We start from the raw sequence: 19,189 nt of genomic DNA, 5'->3' as shown, positions 1-19,189 counted from the left end.
GTGTTACTCCGTTCCCTCGATCTTGATGGTGGACAGCACCTCGGTGCGGATGCGCTGCGCAGAGTCGTGGTCCGGTGCTGCTCCCGTCACCACGGCGACGCGGGAGAAGGTTCCCTTGCGCCAGGAGAACGCGTCTCCCACGCTCAGGTCCGGGGTGACCTGTTCGACCCCGGGAATCCGAAGCACCTCGTCGAGCCCGTCGATCGCCGTGATCCGCCGAAGGCGCGCATCCGGCTGGATGTCGAGTCGGAAGAGCACCTCGGACGGCAACGGGAGGCTCTCGTAGGCGATCCGTTCGCCGAGCGCCACGCGCATGGCCAGCGTGATGAGGTCGATGCCATGAGCCCGCTTCATGAAGTCGCCGGTGCTTCCTCCGCCCGGTCGGCCGTTCACCTCGATGACCACGGGACCGAGGTCGGTACACTTCACCTCGACGTGCAGCACTCCCGTGGTGATGCCGAGCGCCTCCGCCGCCGCCGTCGCCGCCTCGGCGAATGCCTCCGCCGCCTCGGCCGTCGTGTCTGCCGGGAAGTACTGGCCGGTCTCGCGGAACGGCTCGGCGAGCGGCGTACGTCCGGTCACGCCAAGCACGCTCGCCGTGCCGGCACTGACCAGAACCTCCACCGACACGTAGGGCGCGCTGCCGCGACCCGTGCACGGAACCGTCGGGTCGGGAATGAAGCTCTCGACGAGCATCCGTCCCGGCACTCGCGCCGCCACCGCGGCACGGAGATCGCTCTCCGATGCGATCGCTTCCGTGTCTTGGCTCGAGGTGCCGCGCCGGGGTTTGAGCACGACGGGATACCCTGCCGATCGGCCGACATCGGCGAGTGCGTCGTCGTCGGTGAGAGCATCGGCGTCCCAGAACGCGGGCGTCCGCAACCCGTGCTGAGTGAGGGCGAGACGCTGCTGCAGCTTGTCGGTCAGGCGATCGGCCGCCTCAGGGCTGTGGAAGGGCAGGCCCAGGCGCTGCGCCACATCGGCGGTCCAGGCGATGGTCTCGTCGATGAAGCAGGCGATGCCGTCGGGGTGGTACTCGTGTACGGCGTCGGCCGCCTCCGCTGGCGACAGCGCAGAGGCATTGACGACGTCGCCACGAATCTCACCCTCGGCTCGTAGCAAGCGGAGGGCAGAGCGCGAGTCCTTGCGATCGAACGGGAGCACCCAGAGAAGCCGACAGACCCCTTGCGATGCTTCCGCCAGGCGTTGCAGCGGCTGCTCCAATGAGAGAGAGCCGTAAACGAGCGCCAGCAGGGGCAGCGCGCGGTCTTCGACCGCTTCACCCACTGCGCTCGTTGCCGGAGGGCGCGCCGTCTCTCGGCCACTCGACTGACCGTCGGTCACGCTCATCCGGAGCCCCTTCCACGCGATCGATGATGCTCGGGTCACGCAACGTGCCATTCCACGGCGCTCGGCCGCGATCGTGGCTGTTCGGGACTCTCACGTTAGATCATGCCGTACACTGCCGACCCGTCGCAGTGAGACGCTGCGACGACGAGCCGTCGATTCAGGCGTTCGTCGTCGTGACAGACATCCGATCGTAGAACTGCTCGCGAACGCGATTCGCGGCCGCGTGATCCGGTGCCGCTCCGAAGACCGCGGCGATGAACCCGGTCGTACCCGCTCGCCAGCTGCACTCATCTCCCGCGCGCAAGCCCGGAATGACCCGCTCGACACCGGGAATGCGTGCCACATCGTCGAGCCCGTCCACGGAGACGATCCGTCGCGCGTCCTTGTTCGGCTGCATCTCGAAGAAGAAGCCCACCTCGTCAGGGCTCGGTGGCTCCTCGAAGACGATGTGCTCGCCCACCGCGAGACGCATTGCCAATTGCAGCACGTCCACACCGAGCCCGTGCTGTATCAGGTCGCGGATCGCCCCGCCTCCCGTCACGCCGTTGGCCTCGATCACGACGGGTCCGGTGTCCGTCGACTTCACTTCGATGTGAAGAGGGCCGGTTTCGACGCCGAGTGCGCGCGTCGCTGTGACGGCTGCCGCGATCGCGTCGTCGCGCGCCCGCTGCGACAGGTTGGCCGGGAACACGCATCCCGTCTCGCGGAACGGTGGTGCGAGCGGAGGGCGTCCGGTCACGCCCAGAACGCTGATGACGCCATCGCTGGCGATGACCTCGACGGAGACGTACGGCGCGCTTCCTGCGCTTTGCGACGCGCCGGACGGATCGGGAATGAACCCTTCGATGAGCATCCGTCCCGGCTCGATCGATGGCAGCGCGGCGCGGAGCTCGTCGGGCGATCGCAGAGCCTCGATGTCTTGACTGGAGCGTCCCTGCCGAGGTTTGAGCACCAGCGGAAAGCCCGCCCTGTGGGCGATGGAGTCGATCACAGCGTCGTCCACGAGTTCATCCGCGTCCCAGAAATCAGGCGTGGGCAGCCCGTGGTCGCGCAGTGCACGCCGCTGCGCGAGCTTGTCGGTGAGGCGGATCGCCGTCTCCGGCGTGAAGAATCGTGAGCCGAGCGCGTGCGCCACGTCGGCCGCCCAGACGAGATAGCTGTCGTTGCAGCACACGAGCCCCGTTGGAGCGTGCTGTCGTATCACCTCGGCCGCGGCCTCACCTCGAAGCCCGGTCACGTCCACGACATCGCCGAGACCGCGCAGCATGCGCAGCACAGCGCGCGGCAGTTCGCGAGCGTCGGGGAGCACCCACAGAAGGGACGCCACACCCTCCGCGGCCTCTGCAAGCAGGAGCGGCGGGTCCTCGGAGTTCCATCCGCTGTAGATGAACGCGAGGCGCGGGAGTTCGCTCCTCGTGCGGTCGCTTCGCATAGACAAGTCCCTTCTCGTGCCCTCGGCTGTCACGCGGGCACTGCTCGCCGGTGGGTCGGACGGCGGGACGCCTGTCCTCGAACCGACGGAGGCATCCGCGGCCTTGTCGTCCATCCGGCCATGATCTCATCCGTCAACGCGCGAGGGGCCTGTCGCGCCCCTGTTGGGCGCACAATGCGAGCGCCATTCCTCACGGATGTTCCCCCGGGGACAGCATGGAGGTCTAGTAGATGGGAGGATGATCGTGATCGGCCAGCCCACGAAGGGGAGCGATGACGACCACCATTGATCCATCAGAACTCGACCAGCAGCGTCGAACGTTCCGAGAAGAACTGATCGGGCACGGCTGGCTGCTCACCTCGCGGTCGACGGCGCTGCCCGGTCTCGGGCCCGCACCCGTCGCCGTCTACGACGGGCTCTCCGCGTTCATTGCGCGCATCACCCGACAGGAATACACGGCCGGCGTGACCCCGGTTCAGTTTCCGCACGTGTTCTCGGCACGCATGCTCGAACAGACGGACTACGTCGCGTCGTTCCCCCAGCTGCTCGGCACGATCAACTCGTTCCTCGGCGATCAAAAGGACTTCCGGCGCCTGATCGAGATCTACGACGCAAGGGAGGACTGGCAGGCGAGCCTCGCTCCCACCGGTCTTGCGCTCACCTCCGCGGCGTGTCATCCGCTGTACGCGTGGCTCGAGAACAGCACGGTGGACGATGCTGCCATCTACGAGCTCACCGGCGACTGCTTCCGCCACGAGCCCTCGGACGACCCCATGCGGTTCGTCACCTTCCGCATGCGCGAGTACGTGCGCCTCGGCACCGAAGAGCAGGCGAAGGCGCATCGGTCGACGTCGCTCGACATCTCGAAGGGCATCTTCGAGTCGCTGGGCCTGGATGTGGAGATCGTCGCCGCGAATGACCCGTTCTTCGGCCGCGGCGGCGTCGTGCTGGCCAACAACCAGCTCGCTGCGCAGGCGAAGTTCGAGCTGGTCACTGAGGTCTATCGCGGCACCGAGACCGCGATCGGCTCAGCGAACTATCACGACACGCACTTCGGCGACGAATTCACGCTCTCAGCGCCTGACGGCTCGACGGCGCACAGCGCGTGCTCCGCGTACGGTATGGACCGCATCGTGCTCGCGCTCGCGCGGCGTCACGGCTTCGATCTGGGCGCGTGGCCGCAGCAGGTGCGCTCCGCCCTCGCCATCGCCGACTGAGGTCTTCCGTCCGATGGGGTGCCTACGGGCGCCCCAGAGCGCGTTCGTTCGCCGACGGTTCGCGCATTTCGCTAAGCGGTCTCCTCGACCCCGCACGACAGCACGGCGTCGCGAAGTGCCGCGATGCTCGAAAAGGTGTCGCGCCGCAGCAGGGTGTCGGGCAGCTCGATGTCGAAGGCATCCTCGATGCCCATGAGCACGTTCACGGTGGCGTGGGATGTCAGCCCGCGCTGATAGAGATCGTCGTTCTCCCCGAACGTGGTGGCGTCTGCCGTCAGCCGCGCGACGTCATTGAGTACTTCGCGGATGGTGTCGGTCGTCGAGGGCATGGAGAACTCCTTCAGTCCTGCGTTTCGGTGAGCTGTGGCGAGGATTGCTCATCTCCATCATGCCCGTCAATGTGCACCAGGGTAGTCGTGGAGGCGATCAGATCGCGAAGTTCGTCGAAGTCGCCAACGGTGCCGGTCATGTGGAAGACGTGTGCTTCGGATCCCTCGCGCCAGTCGATGTGCTGCCCGGGCCCGCGCACGAGCACGATCTCATCGACTCCGTTCACAGCGGACAGATCGGAGAGCCCGTCGACCGTGTCGATCCACTCGACGTCGGTGGCGGGAAAGACGTACAAGAGGTAGCCGATACGGTCGGTCGGAACCGGTCCGTCGAGCTCGACGGGATCGCCGACGGCCAGACGCAGCGCAGTGCGCAGAATGCTGAAACCTCCTGTCGCGCGCTCCAGCATCTCGGACATCCCGCCGCCGGGGCGTCCATTGACCTCGATGACCACAGGTCCCTCGTCGGTGAGCTTGATCTCGGTGTGAAGACATCCGATGGTGATTCCCAGCGCGCGCGCTGCCACACCCGCGACGCGCAAAATCTCGCGTTGCAGGTCGGGCTCGATGGCGGTGGGAGTGCAGTATCCCGTTTCGCGGAACGGCCAGCGGAACGGCGTGCGCGAACTGATCGCGGCATGAGTGACGCGGCCGTGCTCGACAACGCTCTCGACCGAGACGAACGGGGCGAAGCCTTCGCCGCCCAACGGAGACGACGGGTCGGGCACGAACGACTCGAGGATGTATTCCTCCCGCGACTCCTGCCTGGATCGCAGCTCGGCGACGGTCGCCTCGAGCTCCTGCAGTGACGCGATCGGCAGCGTGTCGCGGCTGGACTGTCCCTCACGAGGCTTGAGCACGGCGGGATAAGCGAAGCCCGTTCCCGCACGAGTCACCTCGGCCGCCTCAGCGTCGGGCGGTATGACGCGGAACTGAGGAACGATGAGCCCTGCGGCCGCGAACGCCGAACGCTGCGCGTGCTTGTCGGTGAGCTTGACTGCGGTGTCGACGCTGTGGAACGGCAGATCGAGAGCCTCGGCGAGCCGTGCGGTCCACACGAGATCGGCGTCGTGCAGCGAGACCACGCCGTCGACTCCGAGGGTGCGTACCTCGGATGCGACCTCGCCGACGGACCGGCCGTTCGCATCGATGACAGTCCCGAGTCTGCGCAACAGCCGTTGCATCGAGGCGGCATCCGGATCGGACGTGTCGACGATCCAGACCAGCTCGCACACGCCGGCGGCCGCATCCCTGATCGACAGGGGCGCGAACGACAGTGGATGGTAGACGTACGCGAGTCGAGGCATCCGTGCAGGGGCATCGAAGGAGTTCATCCTGACCATCTTGCCCGTTGCGCTGCTCGTCCCGAACAGGGCCGTCGCCCGATGCGGTCAGGTTTCGGCGATGACGACCGCCACCGCGGCGTCCTCGCTGTGGCTGATGGACACCTGGAACTCCCGAAGACCCGCCTCGGCGGCGAGCTGAGCGGCGACGCCGTGCAGGTGCAGCGTGGGCCAGCCGCCTGCTTCCCGCACCAGTTCCACGTCTTTCCAGCCGGGTACGAGATCGTGCACCCTCAGCACCTTGAAGGCGGCTTCCTTCGCGGCGAATCGGGCGGCCAGGCTCGGTGCCGCGGCCGTCGGATCGGCGCCCCAGCCTCCGCTGTCTTCCACCTCGCGTTCCGTGAACAACCGAGAACGATAGCGATCGCCGAACCGGTCGAGCGAACGAGCCACATCGACCACGGGCTGGATGTCCACTCCCACGCGCATCGAACCCATTCTAGGAAGCACGGCTTCCGCAGCACGCTCCGCGACGCTCGACGGCCGCGCGGCGACGCTCAGGCGTCCGGCTCGCGGCGGTAGAGGCTCTCGTACTCGCTGACGACTCGGTCGAGGGAGAACAGTCGTGCGCGCTCAGAGCCGAGCCGGCTCAGCTCCGACCGCTTGTCGGTGTCGGACAGCACCTCTCCAAGAGCGACGCCGATCCGTTCGAGCGGCGCGAGTACGCCCGCGTGGCCGTCGTCCGTGACGTAACGCGCGCCGACATTCGGGGTGGCGACAACGGGGAGACCGCAGGCCATGGCCTCGGCGTACGGGATTCCGAACCCCTCATAATCCGAGGGCAGACAGAACGCCCAGGCCCGCTGGTACGCCTCGACGAGTTGCGCATCGGTGAGCTCTCCGAGCACGTGGATGCCGGGGCCAGGGTCGGCGGGAGCGTCTCGGCACACCATCTCGAGCCGCGCATCGGGAACGGTCGGCAGCACGTCGCGCTGGAACGCTCGCGCAAGGTCCGCGCCGCGCTTGCGGTTGTGCCAGGTGCCGACGAACAGCAGTGTGGGCGACGACGCCCGTTGCGCGTCGTCCGGCCGGAATCGGCCGGTGTCGACACCGTTCGGAATAACACGCCGCACCCAAGGCGTCCACCGGCGTGTGCGCGGCGAGACCACGACAGTCTCGTCGGCGACGACGCTGGCCAGCATCTCGCTGAAGCCGAGGGCGAGCATCCGCAGCTTCTCGCCGAACCCTTTGATGTGGATCGCCTCTTCGAAGCAGGAGCCGTGGATCGTGCGGATGTGCCGCGCCGCGCGCCGACGCCAGAGCCAGTAGTCGTCGCCGTGCGCGTGCACCACGTCGTAGGACGAGAAGTCGACTTTGCGCAGCTCGAGAGCGAAGCGGAAGGTGCGCATCCGCCCCGACAAGTGGATGCGATGGTGGCCGTAAACGGCGCCCTCGACGGGCGGGCACTCGCTGAAGACGTCAACGTGATGGCCGCGTCGCACGAGTTCGGTGGCGAGCTCGTGCACCTGATATCCGACGCCGATCTTGCTGCCGCTGGGCAGGTAGTACGAGATCATCGCGATGCGCAACGGGCGCCCCTGATCGGTCATCGCGCGGTCAGTCCGTCGCGCAGCGTGCGAAGCCATGCTCGGCCGTGCTCGAGATCCGGTTCGAGATAGTTCCCTTCCGCCCACTCGTTCCACGACTTGATCCAGAGCAGCCGTTCCTGCTCCGGGCGATCGCGGAGCGTGTCCGTCGCGGTGGCCACGTTCGCCGCGAAGGCGTCCGGGGAGGATCCGGTGAGCACGAGGCCCCGGGAACCGGCTCGCGGCGTGTTGTCCCAGTTCGGGTAGAGGCTGGGCTGGAGCCGCGGATTCGCTCTCACCGGGTCCCACAACGTCGGATCCGTCGAGTACGGATACGCTTCGGGACCGCCCAGCTTGCGCCGCGCACGCATGCGCAGCACGTCGGTCCTCGTGCGCCGTGCTGGAAGACGCACGTACACTCCGGCATCGAAGCCGTCTTCGGCGACACGCGTGTAGCGCGGCCCGCGGCCGAGCAGGTCGCTGATCTCGGCGACGAGATAGAGACCGCCGAGGCCGGCGGCGCGGGCCATGCTCTGCCAGCGGTCGACGAAGGCGGAGGCGTCGGGAAGCTCCTCCGGACGGAACACGTAGAACACGGGACGTCCGTTGACGCGCAGGTAGCGTTCGTCGCGGAACGCGTCGACGATCGTGTCGAAGTGAGCCTGATCGTCCTCCGGTCCGGGATAGGTCTGCTGCAGAAGGATGCGATCGGCGGCGCCGTGCCAGATTCCCGTCCAGGTCTGATTCGCCCAACCCAGGCAGAACGAGATCCCGGGCTCGCCGCGAGAGATCACCTCGGAGAACGGACGCTCGAGGATCCGCGAACCCGCACCGAACCAGTAGTGCCAATAGCAGAACGCCTCGACGCCGAACTCCTGCGCGAGGTCGCTCTGCGCCTGCCGGGACTCGGGAAGTCTGAGGTCGTAGAAGCCGAGGTCGGCTGGAAGGTGAGGCTGCCGATGCCCGCGGAAGAGGGGCCGAGCCTTTGCCGCGTTCGTCCATTCGGTGAAGCCCGGCCCCCACCAACGGTCGTTCTCGGGAATGGGATGGAACTGCGGCAAGTAGAACGCGACCGCTCGTGCGTTCGATCGGTCGCCGGTCACCCCGCCCACGATAGCCGATGCCCGGTCGCTCCGCCCCGCCCCTCGACCCCCAACCCGGGAGGGTATTCGCTCTGCGGAGGCGGGTAGGAGATGAGCCCCTGCTAGCCTCACAGAACCACCAACAAGCAAGCAGGTCTGCGAGAACGATCCAAGGGGCGCCGTTGATTTCCCTCGTCTCCGAGTGCCCGTGGCCCGGCTCAACGCAGGAGCGCCCATGAGCTCGGATGCCTCCGCCTCGGTGCCCGCAAGCGGACATCCCGAGATCGCCATCGCGGCGGTCGTCTTCTCGCTGAACGAGGCATCGCTGCTGCCCGCCTGCCTCGAGCGGCTCTCGGACTTCCCACAGCTCATCGTCTGCGACATGCACTCGGAAGATGAGACCGTCGAGGTCGCTCAGAAGTACGGGGCCACGGTGGTCGAGGTCCCTCGTGTTCCGATCGCCGAACAGGTGCGTCAGTTCGGCCTGGACGCCGCGAAGACCCCCTGGGTTCTCATGGTCGACGCCGACGAGTACGTGCCCGAAGGCTTCTACGGACGGCTCGTCGACTATCTCGCGGAGCATCCGGAACTCGCGGCGGTCAGCCTTCGTTACGACAATCTGAGCTTCGGCCGCCACGTTCCGCACTCGCTCGCGAACAGCCGGAAGTACGCCCTTGTACGTACTTCCGCGACACGGTACCCGTCGACGGAATCGCGGCCGCATCAGCACCCGCGGTTCGACGGCGAGGTCGCCGACGCCCCTGATGACATCCCCGAGATCGTCCACGACAACTTCCGCACTGTCGATCAAAGTCTCGAGAAGATGCTGCGGTACGGGCGCAACTCGAACGGCGAGGTAGAGCTCCTGGCGTCACCGTTCGCCGTTCCCAGGCTGTTCGTGCGCGGGCTCATCTTCAGCGGCTCGTGGCGCGATGGTCGTGCCGGGCTGGTGCTCACGATGCTGAATCTGATGGGTCGGCTCTACGGCGCCGCGCTCGCATGGGAACGTGCCGGCTATCCGGACTCGGGCTGGTCGAAGGCTCAAACCAGGACATTGCGAATGGTGACCGGAACGCAGCGTCGTCTCGTGCGTGCGCGGGACTTCGTCTTGAGGCGATCCAGATGACCACGCTCAGCGCGCGGCCGGCTACCGGGTTCCTCTATGTCACCCGGTTGCCGCCGAGCCCCAGCGGGGTGGCGCTCTACGCTCAAGATTTTCTGGAGGTGCTGAGGTCGTTGGGCCCGACGCGAGTCGTCATCATGCCGGCGCGCCCGGAGCGCTCTCAACGGTTGACCGAGTTCTTCCGCCTGTGGGGGAGGCTCCGCCGGGCCATCCGGGAACGCCCCGACGACATCGTGTTCCTGGAGCTCGCCGGCCGTGGACTGGCCGAGTTCTGGGGGGCCGTTCTTCTCGGCCGCAGTGGATCGACCCGGGTCTGGTTCACGATCCACGATGCACCAGAGATCAGCGGAGGGGCGTTCTTCTTCAGCCTTCTCGATCGCAAGGGCTTTCGACGCATCGCGGACGTGCTCTCCCGCACTGTCGGGCGCCGAGCGGAGCGATTCTTACTGCGCCACGGCGAGAAGGCGTTCACGCTCTCCGAAACGGGAGCGCAGGAGATCCGGAGACGCTTCGGCGATGTTCGACCGCGCACGGTCGCACACGTTGTCTCGCACCCGGCGCTTCCACTGGAGAAGAGGCCTTACATCTTCCTGCCCGGCTATGCGAGCGGCATGGCGAACATCGCTCCCGTGCTCGACGCGCTCGACACGGCTCCGCTCGAGTGGGAACTGGGGATCGGGGCGCTGGACGAACGCACCGCGCGCGAGCTCCGCTCGACGGTGGTGCGGCGAGGCCTCGACTCGAGAGTGCGGCTGCTCGGGTTCCAATCCGAACAGGAACTTCTGGACACATTCGCGCAGGCGAGCATCGTCGTGAGATGGCGAGCGGAGGGCTGGGCGAAGCCCGCCATGCCTCAGCACGGCGCCGTGAGCGGTCCGCTGATGCGGGCGATCGCCAATCGGTGTGCGATCGTGACCAACGACAACCGGGGGTCGGTGGCGTGTCTGCGTGACGCGGCCGCGATCCGGGTGGGTGACGGCGAGACGGGAGCACACGAGCTTCGCTCGGCGCTGTCGCGCCTGATCACCGACGATCGCCTTCTCGGGGAGTCCGCGGAGGCCAGTAGGCGACACTATGAGCGAGAGCACACTCCTCTCGCGGTTGCCCACCAACTGGAGTCATCATGACAGTTCGATCTTCGCTGCGCACGGGCCTGGAGCTCGCGTACAACCGCGTCATCACGCATGTCCCGTTCAATCCGCTGCGCATCTGGTGGCTGCGCCGACTGGGCGCCAGCCTCGGCGAACACGTCTACCTCTTCGGAGGATCGGAGGTTCTGAACGCGCGCGGGCTGGTCATCCCGAAGAACTGCCATATCGGGCGTCTCTGCCAGATCGATGCCCGAGGCGGTATCACGCTCGGCTCCAATGTGGTCATCGCGAGCCACTGTCTGTTGATCACGGCGGACCACGATGCTGACGATCCGGGATTCGGAGGTCGCTTGGGAGCCATCGAGATCGGTGATCGAGCGTGGATCGGCAGCCGCGCGATGATACTCAAAGGCGTGCATATCGGCGAAGGCGCTGTGGTCGCCGCGGGCTCGGTAGTGGTCGGCGACGTCGCTCCGTGGACCAAGGTGGGCGGGGTGCCCGCCAAACCGCTGGGGGAGCGGGACACGGACCAGCACTACACGATCGACTACGGGCCGACCTGGTACTAGGTCGCGTCGCACGGCCTGGGGGCCCGTGCGCGTTGCCTCAGATGACGTCCGCGAATCCGCGCTCGTAGCGCTGGAAGATCAGGATGCCGCCGAAGAAGACCACGATGGCGCTCACGGGCAGCGCGATGAGCTGCCAGAGCGGCGGTGCCTCCTGCCCGAGCGTCGACCACCGCACGAACTCCATGAGCCAGGTGAGCGGATTGATGTCGAACACCCAGCGGATCTGCTGTGGCACGGCATCGAGGGCGTACGCGATCGGAGTGGCGTACAGCAGAATCTGCAGCACCCACGGCAAGAGGTAGGTCACGTCCCTGTACTTGACGGTGATGGCCGAGGCCGCCACTCCGATGCCGCACGCGAGCATCAGAGTCAGCAACAACCACACGGGCGTGAGAAGCACGGGCCAGCCGGGGTTGATGCCGAAGATGATGAGCAGGATGACGAACATGACGAGTGCCACCGCGAAGTCCAGGATGACGGAGATGACGGCAGACAGCGGAACGAGCAGTCGCGGAAAGAACACCTTGGAGACGAGCGCCTGATTGGCCACGAGCGACGTCGATGCCCGGTTGACGACGTTGTTGAACGCATTCCACGCGAGCATGCCCGCGAAGCTGAACACGAAGTACGGCACTCCGCCGGAGGGCAGTTTCGCGACGCCCCCGAACACGATCGAGAAGATTCCGGCTGACATGAGCGGCTGCAGGATCACCCAGGCCACACCGATCGCGGTCTGGCGGTAGCGGAGCACGATGTCGCGGATGCCGAAGCGGTACAGCACCTCGCGCGCATCCCAGAGCTCGCGCCAGCGGGGAAGGTTGAACCGCCCGGGCGGACGGATGATCAAGCGGCTCATGATTCGACGCCGTACTGGAAATCCGCGAGCACGACGCCGTGGGACATCGCGTCATCGGAAGCGAGTTCGGGGTACGGCGACGACGGGAGCACCTCGAACACGTCCGCGCCCTCCCAGACGTCGAAGATTCCCGACTGGCACACGAACATATCGACCGTGTATCTGCCCGGTTTGAGCCACAGAGCCTTGATGGACAATGCTCCGCGCTGGGTCTCGCTCGGGTCGAACCAGGCCCCCGTCGAGCGCGAGTCGCACTGCACGATGGTGTTCCCGTCTGCGTCGTTGATGTGGCACGAGACGAAGTACTTGCCGACGACGGCGCGGTTGCCGCCGACCTCGAACTCGATGACGGTGTCGTCGATCGGGTCCTGGGTCTGCTCAGTGACCGCGACCCTGGTCAGTCGGAGTGCTCCGGTGCCCGGCCGGTTGGATGCCTCGCGCTGCGCCACCTGGAACGATTCGAAGGTGTCGCGATAACGGGTCAGTGCACCGTCGACGTCGCCGTAGTACGAGAGCCTGCCTTGCTCGAGGAACATCGCCGAAGTGCAGAGAGAGGTGACGGTCTGCGCCTGGTGGCTGACGTACAGCACCGTGCGGCCGCTCTGCGCGACCTCCCGCATCATGGCCAGTGACTTCGCCTGGAATTCGGCATCTCCCACCGCGAGGACCTCGTCGATCGCCAGGATCTCGGTCTCCAGGTGGGCTGCCACGGAGAATGCGAGCCGCACGTACATGCCTGACGAATAACGCTTGACCTGCGTGTCCAAGAACTTCGCGACACCCGAGAACTCGACGATGTCGTCGAACCGACGCTTGATCTCGCGCCGGGTCATCCCGAGGAGCGAACCGTTGAGGTAGATGTTCTCGCGGCCCGTGAGCTCGGGATGGAATCCGGTGCCGACTTCGAGCAGGCTGCCCACGCGCCCGCCCAGGTCGATCAGACCCGAGGTGGGCGCGGCCACCCGGGTGAGCAGTTTGAGCAGCGTGCTCTTTCCCGCGCCGTTGCGTCCGATGATCCCGACCGCTTCACCCCACGGGATATCGAACGACACGTCATCGATCGCTGAGAACGTCGTGTACCGGGACCGACGAAGCGGGTGGCGCATCCGCTCCATGACTGCTTCCGACACCCTGTTCGTGTGGGATGCGCCGTCGACGATGCGATAGCTCTTCGTCAGATGCTCGACGGTTATGGCGGTGTCACGCATGAATCTCGGCTTCGCCCTCGCTCGTGTCTACGCGGCGGCCGCCCGTACGACCGACATGATGCTATCAGCGGCACGGGTGCACGCCGTGTTGCGAAACTCGCGCTCGCCGCCCACTCCGTCGATGGGCTCAGCCGTCCGCCTGCTCAGGGGGCGCGGAACGGCGCGCGGCCCGCGCCCACGCGTCGGCCACGCGGTGCGCGCTGAGGCGGATGTCGAAGCGTTCGCGGGCACTGCGTCGCGCCGCCTCGGCCATGGATGCTCGCTCGACGGGATGCTCGAGCATCCAGTTCATGGCGCTGCTCAGGGCATCGACGTCGCCCGGGCGCACGAGGAGCCCGAGCGGAGTCTTCCGGACGCCGGCGACGCGTTCGCCGCCCCCACCACAGCGCGGGTCCTCGAGGATCTCCGGAACGCCGCCCGCGTCGGTGCCGATCACCGGGGTGCCGATCAGCATCGCCTCGACGAGCACTTGCCCGAATGGCTCCGGCACCGGCGACGCATGGACGAGCGCCGTCAGTGCGGACACCGTCGTTGCCGGGTTCTCGAGCCATCCCGTGAACTCGACCCGTTCGGCGATGCCGAGCGCCGCGGGCATGCCGCGCACGCCTTCCGCGAACGGCGCGTCGTTGAACAGTGCATCGCCGATGATCACGAATCGGACGTCCTGGTGAGTGGCGGCGATGCGTGCCGCAGCTTCGAGGAACTCGACCTGCCCCTTCGTCGGCGCGATCCGGCCGAGCAGCCCGAGCAGCGGTGGGCGGCCGTGATCCGCGAGCGGTTCGGCAGTCGTCGCGGCGCCAGCGACCATGTCGATGCCGGGGTAGGCGACGACGATCCTGTGCTTCGGGACGCCTGGCAGGGTCGCCCTGGTCGCCTCGGAGTTCGCGACGATCATGCGCGGGCCGAGCCGTGCGATCACGCGCATCGCCGCCACGAGAGGACGCGGGAGATAGTCGGGTGCGATTCGGTCGTGCAGGTGCCAGACCCAACGACGCCCGGTCGCCGGAGCGGCGAGCGACACCAGCACGGCGGCCTTGAGGGTGTTCGCCACCACGAGGTCGGCACGCGCCGAACGAATGGCTCTCATCAGCCGCGGCACGAGCGCGATTGTGCGTGCGGCGCTGCCGATCAGCCTCAACGGTGACGAGACGACGTCCTCGCGTCCGGCACCGGTCAGACGGTCGGATGCCGCGACCACCGCGACGGGGATGCCCAGCACCCGCAGACGCTCCGCCAGCGGCCCCTCTGCGAGCAGGAGCACACGAACGTCGAACCGCGTGGCATCCAGCTGGGCGAGCAGCCGCGCGAGCGCGACTTCACCGCCCGCGAGTTCGGCGGTGTGGTCGACGACGAGCACGCGAAGCCGTTCGGTCATGTCGCCTCCGTCCGCTCGGGGGTGGGTGTGTATCGGGGTGCCGGTGGACCAGGATGACGATCCGGCAGCGGCATGGGTCCAGCTGCGTGCACCCTGCGGGCTGCTCTCGCTGCGAGACTATCCGCATCGACAACGGCCCCTGCTCGATCCGGGCTGGGCAACCGGGCCGAGATCTTCCACAGTGCCCGGCGGTCGGCCGGAAGCCGTCGAGGCACTCGTCGCCTGCCGGCGCAACGCAACGATAGATACGATTCCCTCATGTTCCAACGTCGCGTGAGTCTCGAGGGCGTGCGGCCCGCGACGCTCGCCGTCGCCGTCGTCTCGATTCTCGTCGCAGTGCTGCTCGGCGTGTTGAGCGCAGAGACGTCGGGCTGGGCGCTCGCCGGTGCCATCGTGGTGCTCCTCGTGGGCGTCTCGCTCAGAGACCCCACGATCGTCCCGGTGCTCGCCGTGCCCGCGACATTGATCCAGGCTCGTGTCGGCGGGCTTCTGAGCGTCGCCGACGTGGTGCTCGCCGCGGCGACGCTGTTCGCGGTCTTCATGCTCCGCGATCGGGGCGCGGCGATACTCCGGCCGGTGCTGTGGGCTGGCACGTTCTATCTCGCCACGGCCATTCCGACGCTCATCCTGAACCGCTTCGCCGCGAACTACGTGGAGTGGGCCCATGAGGTCGTCCTCGTGCTCGGAAGCCTCGTCGTCGGGTTCGTGATCGGCCGCGAGAACCGGGCTCGCCTGGCGCTCTCGCTCTACCTCTTCGCCTGTTGCGGCATAGCCATCGCCGCCGCGATCGTGGTGGCGCAGTCGCTCGTCAGCACCGGGACCCTGGAACCGGCCTACCTCCCCGACCTGCAGAAGAACACGATCGGCGGGATGCTCGCGGCATCCGCCGTCATCGCCTTCGCGCGTCCCGTATGGCTGGGCTGGAGCAGATTCTGGGCGTACGGCGCATTCGCGCTGAGCATGCTCGGCGTGTTCGCGGCGCAGTCGCGGCAGGGCGTGATCGGCGCGATCATCGGGGTGCTCATCGTGAGCCTTCGGCCGAGAGCGCAGAACGGCAAGCGCGGGAAGCTGATCTGGTTCGCCTGCATTCCGGCCGTCGCCTGGGTGCTGATCTACCTGAACGCCCAGCTGAGTTCGGGCAACCAGTTCAATTCGGCGCACCAGCGCGTCGACTGGTACGCACAGGCGTGGCAGATCTGGCAGGAGTCGCCCCTCTTCGGCGTCGGCATGCGGTACTGGTACACGGATCGATTCGTCGGGGCCTTCGGGAACTTCCAGCCGCCGAACGCGGAGCTCGAGGTGCTGACCACCACGGGCGTGTTCGGTCTGATCGGATTCTTCGTGATGTTCGCGGTGGCCTGCTGGTACCTGTACCGGATGAATCCGGTCTACGGCACCGTGGGACTCGCGGTCGTCGCGACGCGCTTCGTGCAGGCGCAGTTCGATCTGTACTGGGTCGCCGGGCAGGCTTCGCTGCTCTGGATCGTCGCCGGCATCTGCTTCGGACTGCAGGCGAGGGAGAACGCGGGCCTGGATCCTGGACCGCCCGCAGGGTCGGCGATCGTGCGCGCGCCTTCGCTCGCTGCCCCTTCCGTGCCTGCCCGACGTCCCGTTCGGGGGACTGAACGCGCCGTCCCCTCGCGGATAAAGTGAGGGCGAATCATCCGAAGATCCCGAGAGTGAGCCGCGATGCACGTCCTTCGTGTTGCGCACCACGCGGTCGTCTCGGAATGGCGACAGCGCGAGCGTGAGCTTCGCGAGCAGGGCGTCGACGTCAGTCTGGTCTCGGCGAAGGTCTGGAACGAGGGCGGCCGCGACGTCGCCCTCGACGCGGAGGACGACGCGTTCGTCGTCGGCGCGCGCACCGTGGGCAAGCATCCGAGCGTGTTCGGCATGGACCCGCGGCCGATCTGGCGCGCCCTCGGGCGACAGCCGGATGTGATCGATCTGCACGAGGAACCCAACGCGCTCGTGACCGCCGAGGTGCTGCTGCTGCGCAGGATGCGCGGGGTCCGCGCCCCATACGTGCTCTACTCGGCGCAGAACATCGAGAAGCGCTACCCGATCCCGTTCCGATGGATCGAGCGTGCATCGCTGCGCTCCGCGGCCGCCGCGTACGTGTGCAACGCGGAGGCCGGCGACATTCTGAACGCCAAGGGCCTCGGCGGCGGTGCCGTTGAGATCCCGCTCGGTGTGGACGTCGGGATGTTCGCCCCCGCCGATCGCGAACCGCCGCGCGATGTCGCGATGCTCGGCTACATCGGACGGCTCGAGGAGCACAAGGGCGTCGACGTGCTGCTCCGCGCCCTCGTCGGCCATCAGGACTGGCGCCTGAGGATCACCGGCGACGGCCCCGAGCGGGAACGCCTGCGCGATCTGGCGCGGGAGCTCGGAATCGCGGATCGCGTCGAGTTCCTCGGCTTTGCGAGCGGGACCGCGCTCGCCGACCGGTATCGCGGCCTCGACGTGTTGGCCGTGCCCTCCCTCCCGCGGACCAACTGGCTCGAGCAGTTCTGCCGGGTGGCCGTCGAGGCGATGGCCTCGGGCGTTCCTGTCGTGGCCAGCTCGTCGGGGGCGATCCCCGACGTCGTCGGCGACGCAGGCATCCTGGTGCCGCCCGGCAATCCCGAACGGCTCGAGCGAGGCGTCCTCGAGGCGCTCGAACCGGCCCGCTGGAAGGAATTGCGTGCGCGCGGACTCGATCGTGCGCAGCGCTTCAGCTGGCAGAACGTCGCCGCACTCCAGCGCTCGATGTACGAGTCGATCCTGGCCGCTCCGTCCGTCGCCGCGGACCCGCACGTGCTGATCGTCGCTTACGGCGCGCCGGAGACGCTCGAAGGATGCCTCGACGCGCTCGGGAGCGGCCTCGCGGTCACCGTGGTCGACAACTCATCGCTTGCCCCGACCAGGGAGGTCGCCGAGCGCCACGGTGCCCGCTACGTCGACGCCGGGCGCAACCGCGGCTTCGCCGGGGGCGTCAACCTCGGCCTCGAGATCATCGAAGAGGCGGGCCACGGCGACCGCGATGTGCTGCTGCTCAACCCGGACGCGAGGCTCTCGGTCGAGGCGGCGCGTCGCATGCAGCGCGTGCTTCATTCGCGGCGTCGCCTGGCGGCGGTAGGGGCGACGCAGACGGAGCCCGTCAGCGGCGCGGGAGTGCGGGTCTGGTGGCCCTTCCCGACACCGTGGGGGGCGTGGATCGAAGCGGCCGGCCTCGGCGGCCTGCGACGTCGCCACGACTTCGCCATCGGTTCCGTTCTGCTCCTGAAGCGTGCCGCGCTCGACGACATCGGATGCCTCGACGAGCGCTTCTTCCTGTACTCCGAGGAGACCGACTGGCAGCGCCGCGCGCACGATCGCGGCTGGCGGATCGCGGTCGCCGATGTGCCAGCCACGCACGAAGGGGCGGGCACCGGGGGAGACCCGCGCGTGCGGGAACGGCACTTCTTCGCGAGCGCCGAGCGGTATATCCGCAAGCACTACGGCGCTGCAGGCTGGCAGATCTACCGGGCCGGCACGGTGGCCGGTGCCATTGCACGAGGCGCCGTTCTCCCGGGCGAGCGCGGCATGGCGGCTCGCAGGCGCGCGCGCATCTTCGCGCGCGGGCCGGTGGCCGGCGCGGAAGCGTCCTCGTGAGCAGCCTGCACGTCGTGCACGTGGTGTGCTCCGAGGCCTTCGCCGGCGTCGAACGCTACGTACTGGAGACCTCGCGCGAGATGCGCGCGCAGGGATGCCGCGTCACGGTCGTCGGCTGCGGACGGGAGTCGGTCGGGATCCCGCTCCAACGCGACGGCGTCGACTGGCTGCCGGGCGCCCGCCCCGCCGACGCCTTCCGGGCGCTTCGCAGGATCGAAGACATCGACGTCATCGACACCCACATGACGAAGGCGGACTTCGTCGGCGCCTCGGTCGGGTTCGTGCGACGCATCCCCGTGGTGAGCACCCGGCACTTCGCCGCACCGCGCGGGCGCGGCGGCGTCAACGGCGCGCTCGGAGGCATGCTCCGGGGCGCGTTCACCCGCCAGATCGCGATCTCCCGCTTCGTCGCCGAGCACATCGAGGGCCCGAGCACGATCGTGCACAACGGAGTGGCGGATGTGCCGAACGTGGACGATGCCGCGCGCGAGCCGTTCGTGCTCGTGCTGCAAAGGCTGGAGGCGGAGAAGCGCACGGACGTGGCGCTGAGGGCGTGGGCATCCGCCGAGATCCCCGAACCGTGGCGCCTCGTCGTCGCCGGACAAGGCAGCGAGTCGAGTCGTCTGCGCCAGCTCGCCCGCGAACTCGGTGTCGCCGCCTCCGTCGACTTCGTCGGATTCCGATCGGATGTCTCGTCGCTGCTCTCGCGGGCATCCGCACTCGTCGCGTCGCCCCCGCTCGAACCGCTGGGTCTCTCGGTGCTCGAGGCGATGGCGCACGGCTTGCCGGTGGTGGCGGCCGGCGGCGGCGGGCACGTGGAGACCGTCGGCGGGGTCGACGGGGCCGCGCTGTTCCCGCCTGATGACGTCGCCGCGGCAGCGCGAGCGCTCACCGAGCTGATCGGTGACGCCCGACGGCGACGGGACTACGGCGCACGCCTTCGCGAACGGCAGCGCGCCTCGTTCAGCCTGCCGGCGCAGACCACGGCGACTCTCGAGGTGCTGGGTGCCGCCGCGCGGCGCCGCACGACCGCCCCCTGATGGGGACTGTCG

General features: G+C 67.8%; 17 protein-coding genes. 7 read left to right on the top strand and 10 right to left on the bottom strand.

The window, feature by feature from the left end:
* Nucleotides 1-3: 3 nt before the first annotated feature.
* Both H623_RS21075 and H623_RS21070 read right to left on the bottom strand, forming a co-directional pair.
* Complete coding sequence (locus tag H623_RS21075; protein ID WP_169514914.1) at nt 4-1,350, bottom strand: ATP-grasp domain-containing protein; 1,347 nt, start codon at nt 1,348-1,350, stop codon at nt 4-6.
* A gap of 157 nt (nt 1,351-1,507) precedes the next feature.
* Nucleotides 1,508-2,782, bottom strand: coding sequence for an ATP-grasp domain-containing protein (locus H623_RS21070; RefSeq protein ID WP_022900957.1), 1,275 nt, complete (start codon nt 2,780-2,782; stop codon nt 1,508-1,510).
* A 272-nt stretch (nt 2,783-3,054) separates the two neighbouring features.
* Here H623_RS21070 and H623_RS0110825 point away from each other — a divergent pair, with 272 nt between their 5' ends.
* The gene (locus H623_RS0110825) at nt 3,055-3,999 is read left to right on the top strand and encodes a class-II aminoacyl-tRNA synthetase family protein (RefSeq protein WP_022900956.1); all 945 of its coding nucleotides are present in this window, start codon (nt 3,055-3,057) and stop codon (nt 3,997-3,999) included.
* A gap of 71 nt (nt 4,000-4,070) precedes the next feature.
* Here the strand turns inward: H623_RS0110825 and H623_RS0110820 are convergent, their stop codons facing one another.
* The 5 genes from H623_RS0110820 to H623_RS0110800 all read right to left on the bottom strand — a co-directional run bounded on the left by H623_RS0110820 (nt 4,071) and on the right by H623_RS0110800 (nt 8,300).
* Nucleotides 4,071-4,328, bottom strand: coding sequence for an acyl carrier protein (locus tag H623_RS0110820; protein WP_022900955.1), 258 nt, complete (start codon nt 4,326-4,328; stop codon nt 4,071-4,073).
* Nucleotides 4,329-4,339: 11 nt separating this feature from the next.
* Entirely contained in the window at nt 4,340-5,662 is a 1,323-nt protein-coding gene (locus tag H623_RS0110815; RefSeq protein WP_022900954.1) for an ATP-grasp domain-containing protein, read from the bottom strand.
* Between the two features lie 57 nt (nt 5,663-5,719).
* Complete coding sequence (locus H623_RS0110810) at nt 5,720-6,100, bottom strand: holo-ACP synthase (protein ID WP_169514913.1); 381 nt, start codon at nt 6,098-6,100, stop codon at nt 5,720-5,722.
* A gap of 68 nt (nt 6,101-6,168) precedes the next feature.
* On the bottom strand, nt 6,169-7,221 hold the full coding sequence (locus H623_RS0110805; protein ID WP_033371792.1) for a glycosyltransferase family 4 protein: 1,053 nt from the start codon (nt 7,219-7,221) through the stop codon (nt 6,169-6,171).
* Nucleotides 7,218-8,300: a glycosyltransferase WbsX family protein gene (locus H623_RS0110800; RefSeq protein ID WP_026940225.1), complete on the bottom strand. Its 1,083-nt coding sequence runs from the start codon at nt 8,298-8,300 to the stop codon at nt 7,218-7,220. Before H623_RS0110800 ends, H623_RS0110805 begins: the two co-directional genes overlap by 4 nt.
* Before the next feature lie 214 nt (nt 8,301-8,514).
* Here H623_RS0110800 and H623_RS0110795 point away from each other — a divergent pair, with 214 nt between their 5' ends.
* The 3 genes from H623_RS0110795 to H623_RS0110785 are packed head-to-tail and all read left to right on the top strand — an operon-like array spanning nt 8,515 to nt 11,062.
* Complete coding sequence (locus H623_RS0110795) at nt 8,515-9,405, top strand: glycosyltransferase (RefSeq protein WP_022900950.1); 891 nt, start codon at nt 8,515-8,517, stop codon at nt 9,403-9,405.
* On the top strand, nt 9,402-10,529 hold the full coding sequence (locus H623_RS0110790) for a glycosyltransferase (RefSeq protein WP_022900949.1): 1,128 nt from the start codon (nt 9,402-9,404) through the stop codon (nt 10,527-10,529). Before H623_RS0110795 ends, H623_RS0110790 begins: the two co-directional genes overlap by 4 nt.
* On the top strand, nt 10,526-11,062 hold the full coding sequence (locus H623_RS0110785; protein WP_051143193.1) for an acyltransferase: 537 nt from the start codon (nt 10,526-10,528) through the stop codon (nt 11,060-11,062). Before H623_RS0110790 ends, H623_RS0110785 begins: the two co-directional genes overlap by 4 nt.
* A gap of 37 nt (nt 11,063-11,099) precedes the next feature.
* On the opposite strand, the gene H623_RS0110780 is transcribed toward H623_RS0110785, so the two are convergent.
* The 3 genes from H623_RS0110780 to H623_RS0110770 all read right to left on the bottom strand — a co-directional run bounded on the left by H623_RS0110780 (nt 11,100) and on the right by H623_RS0110770 (nt 14,501).
* The gene (locus H623_RS0110780) at nt 11,100-11,918 is read right to left on the bottom strand and encodes an ABC transporter permease (protein ID WP_022900948.1); all 819 of its coding nucleotides are present in this window, start codon (nt 11,916-11,918) and stop codon (nt 11,100-11,102) included.
* Entirely contained in the window at nt 11,915-13,126 is a 1,212-nt protein-coding gene (locus tag H623_RS21930) for an ABC transporter ATP-binding protein (protein ID WP_022900947.1), read from the bottom strand. Before H623_RS21930 ends, H623_RS0110780 begins: the two co-directional genes overlap by 4 nt.
* Before the next feature lie 127 nt (nt 13,127-13,253).
* Nucleotides 13,254-14,501 carry a glycosyltransferase family 4 protein gene (locus H623_RS0110770; RefSeq protein ID WP_022900946.1) on the bottom strand — a complete coding sequence of 416 codons (1,248 nt, stop codon included), beginning with the start codon at nt 14,499-14,501 and terminating at the stop codon, nt 13,254-13,256.
* Nucleotides 14,502-14,759: 258 nt separating this feature from the next.
* Between H623_RS0110770 and H623_RS0110765 the strand changes: the two genes are divergently transcribed.
* From H623_RS0110765 to H623_RS0110755, 3 genes are read left to right on the top strand one after another with little or no spacing between them, the layout of a single operon-like run.
* The gene (locus tag H623_RS0110765) at nt 14,760-16,154 is read left to right on the top strand and encodes an O-antigen ligase family protein (protein WP_022900945.1); all 1,395 of its coding nucleotides are present in this window, start codon (nt 14,760-14,762) and stop codon (nt 16,152-16,154) included.
* A gap of 36 nt (nt 16,155-16,190) precedes the next feature.
* Nucleotides 16,191-18,137 (top strand): glycosyltransferase, encoded by a 1,947-nt coding sequence (locus tag H623_RS0110760; RefSeq protein ID WP_022900944.1) that lies wholly within the window; start codon nt 16,191-16,193, stop codon nt 18,135-18,137.
* Complete coding sequence (locus H623_RS0110755; RefSeq protein WP_022900943.1) at nt 18,134-19,177, top strand: glycosyltransferase family 4 protein; 1,044 nt, start codon at nt 18,134-18,136, stop codon at nt 19,175-19,177. Before H623_RS0110760 ends, H623_RS0110755 begins: the two co-directional genes overlap by 4 nt.
* Nucleotides 19,178-19,189 lie beyond the last annotated feature (12 nt).

It is taken from the genome of Humibacter albus DSM 18994 (genome assembly GCF_000421825.1).
Lineage (GTDB): Bacteria > Actinomycetota > Actinomycetes > Actinomycetales > Microbacteriaceae > Humibacter > Humibacter albus.
Note: the sequence above shows the minus strand (reverse complement) of the source record. Positions and strands in the feature narration are given on the sequence as shown.

What these genes read in the sequence shown, in the direction of transcription:
- H623_RS0110795 (WP_022900950.1), top strand. Translation starts at nt 8,515, where the DNA reads ATGAGCTCGGATGCCTCCGCCTCGGTGCCCGCAAGCGGACATCCCGAG.
- H623_RS0110805 (WP_033371792.1), bottom strand. Translation starts at nt 7,221, where the DNA reads ATGACCGATCAGGGGCGCCCGTTGCGCATCGCGATGATCTCGTACTAC.
- H623_RS21075 (WP_169514914.1), bottom strand. Translation starts at nt 1,350, where the DNA reads ATGAGCGTGACCGACGGTCAGTCGAGTGGCCGAGAGACGGCGCGCCCT.
- H623_RS0110785 (WP_051143193.1), top strand. Translation starts at nt 10,526, where the DNA reads ATGACAGTTCGATCTTCGCTGCGCACGGGCCTGGAGCTCGCGTACAAC.
- H623_RS0110770 (WP_022900946.1), bottom strand. Translation starts at nt 14,501, where the DNA reads ATGACCGAACGGCTTCGCGTGCTCGTCGTCGACCACACCGCCGAACTC.
- H623_RS0110810 (WP_169514913.1), bottom strand. Translation starts at nt 6,100, where the DNA reads ATGCGCGTGGGAGTGGACATCCAGCCCGTGGTCGATGTGGCTCGTTCG.
- H623_RS0110765 (WP_022900945.1), top strand. Translation starts at nt 14,760, where the DNA reads ATGTTCCAACGTCGCGTGAGTCTCGAGGGCGTGCGGCCCGCGACGCTC.
- H623_RS0110780 (WP_022900948.1), bottom strand. Translation starts at nt 11,918, where the DNA reads ATGAGCCGCTTGATCATCCGTCCGCCCGGGCGGTTCAACCTTCCCCGC.
- H623_RS0110790 (WP_022900949.1), top strand. Translation starts at nt 9,402, where the DNA reads ATGACCACGCTCAGCGCGCGGCCGGCTACCGGGTTCCTCTATGTCACC.
- H623_RS21930 (WP_022900947.1), bottom strand. Translation starts at nt 13,126, where the DNA reads ATGCGTGACACCGCCATAACCGTCGAGCATCTGACGAAGAGCTATCGC.
- H623_RS0110825 (WP_022900956.1), top strand. Translation starts at nt 3,055, where the DNA reads ATGACGACCACCATTGATCCATCAGAACTCGACCAGCAGCGTCGAACG.
- H623_RS21070 (WP_022900957.1), bottom strand. Translation starts at nt 2,782, where the DNA reads ATGCGAAGCGACCGCACGAGGAGCGAACTCCCGCGCCTCGCGTTCATC.
- H623_RS0110815 (WP_022900954.1), bottom strand. Translation starts at nt 5,662, where the DNA reads ATGAACTCCTTCGATGCCCCTGCACGGATGCCTCGACTCGCGTACGTC.
- H623_RS0110820 (WP_022900955.1), bottom strand. Translation starts at nt 4,328, where the DNA reads ATGCCCTCGACGACCGACACCATCCGCGAAGTACTCAATGACGTCGCG.
- H623_RS0110760 (WP_022900944.1), top strand. Translation starts at nt 16,191, where the DNA reads ATGCACGTCCTTCGTGTTGCGCACCACGCGGTCGTCTCGGAATGGCGA.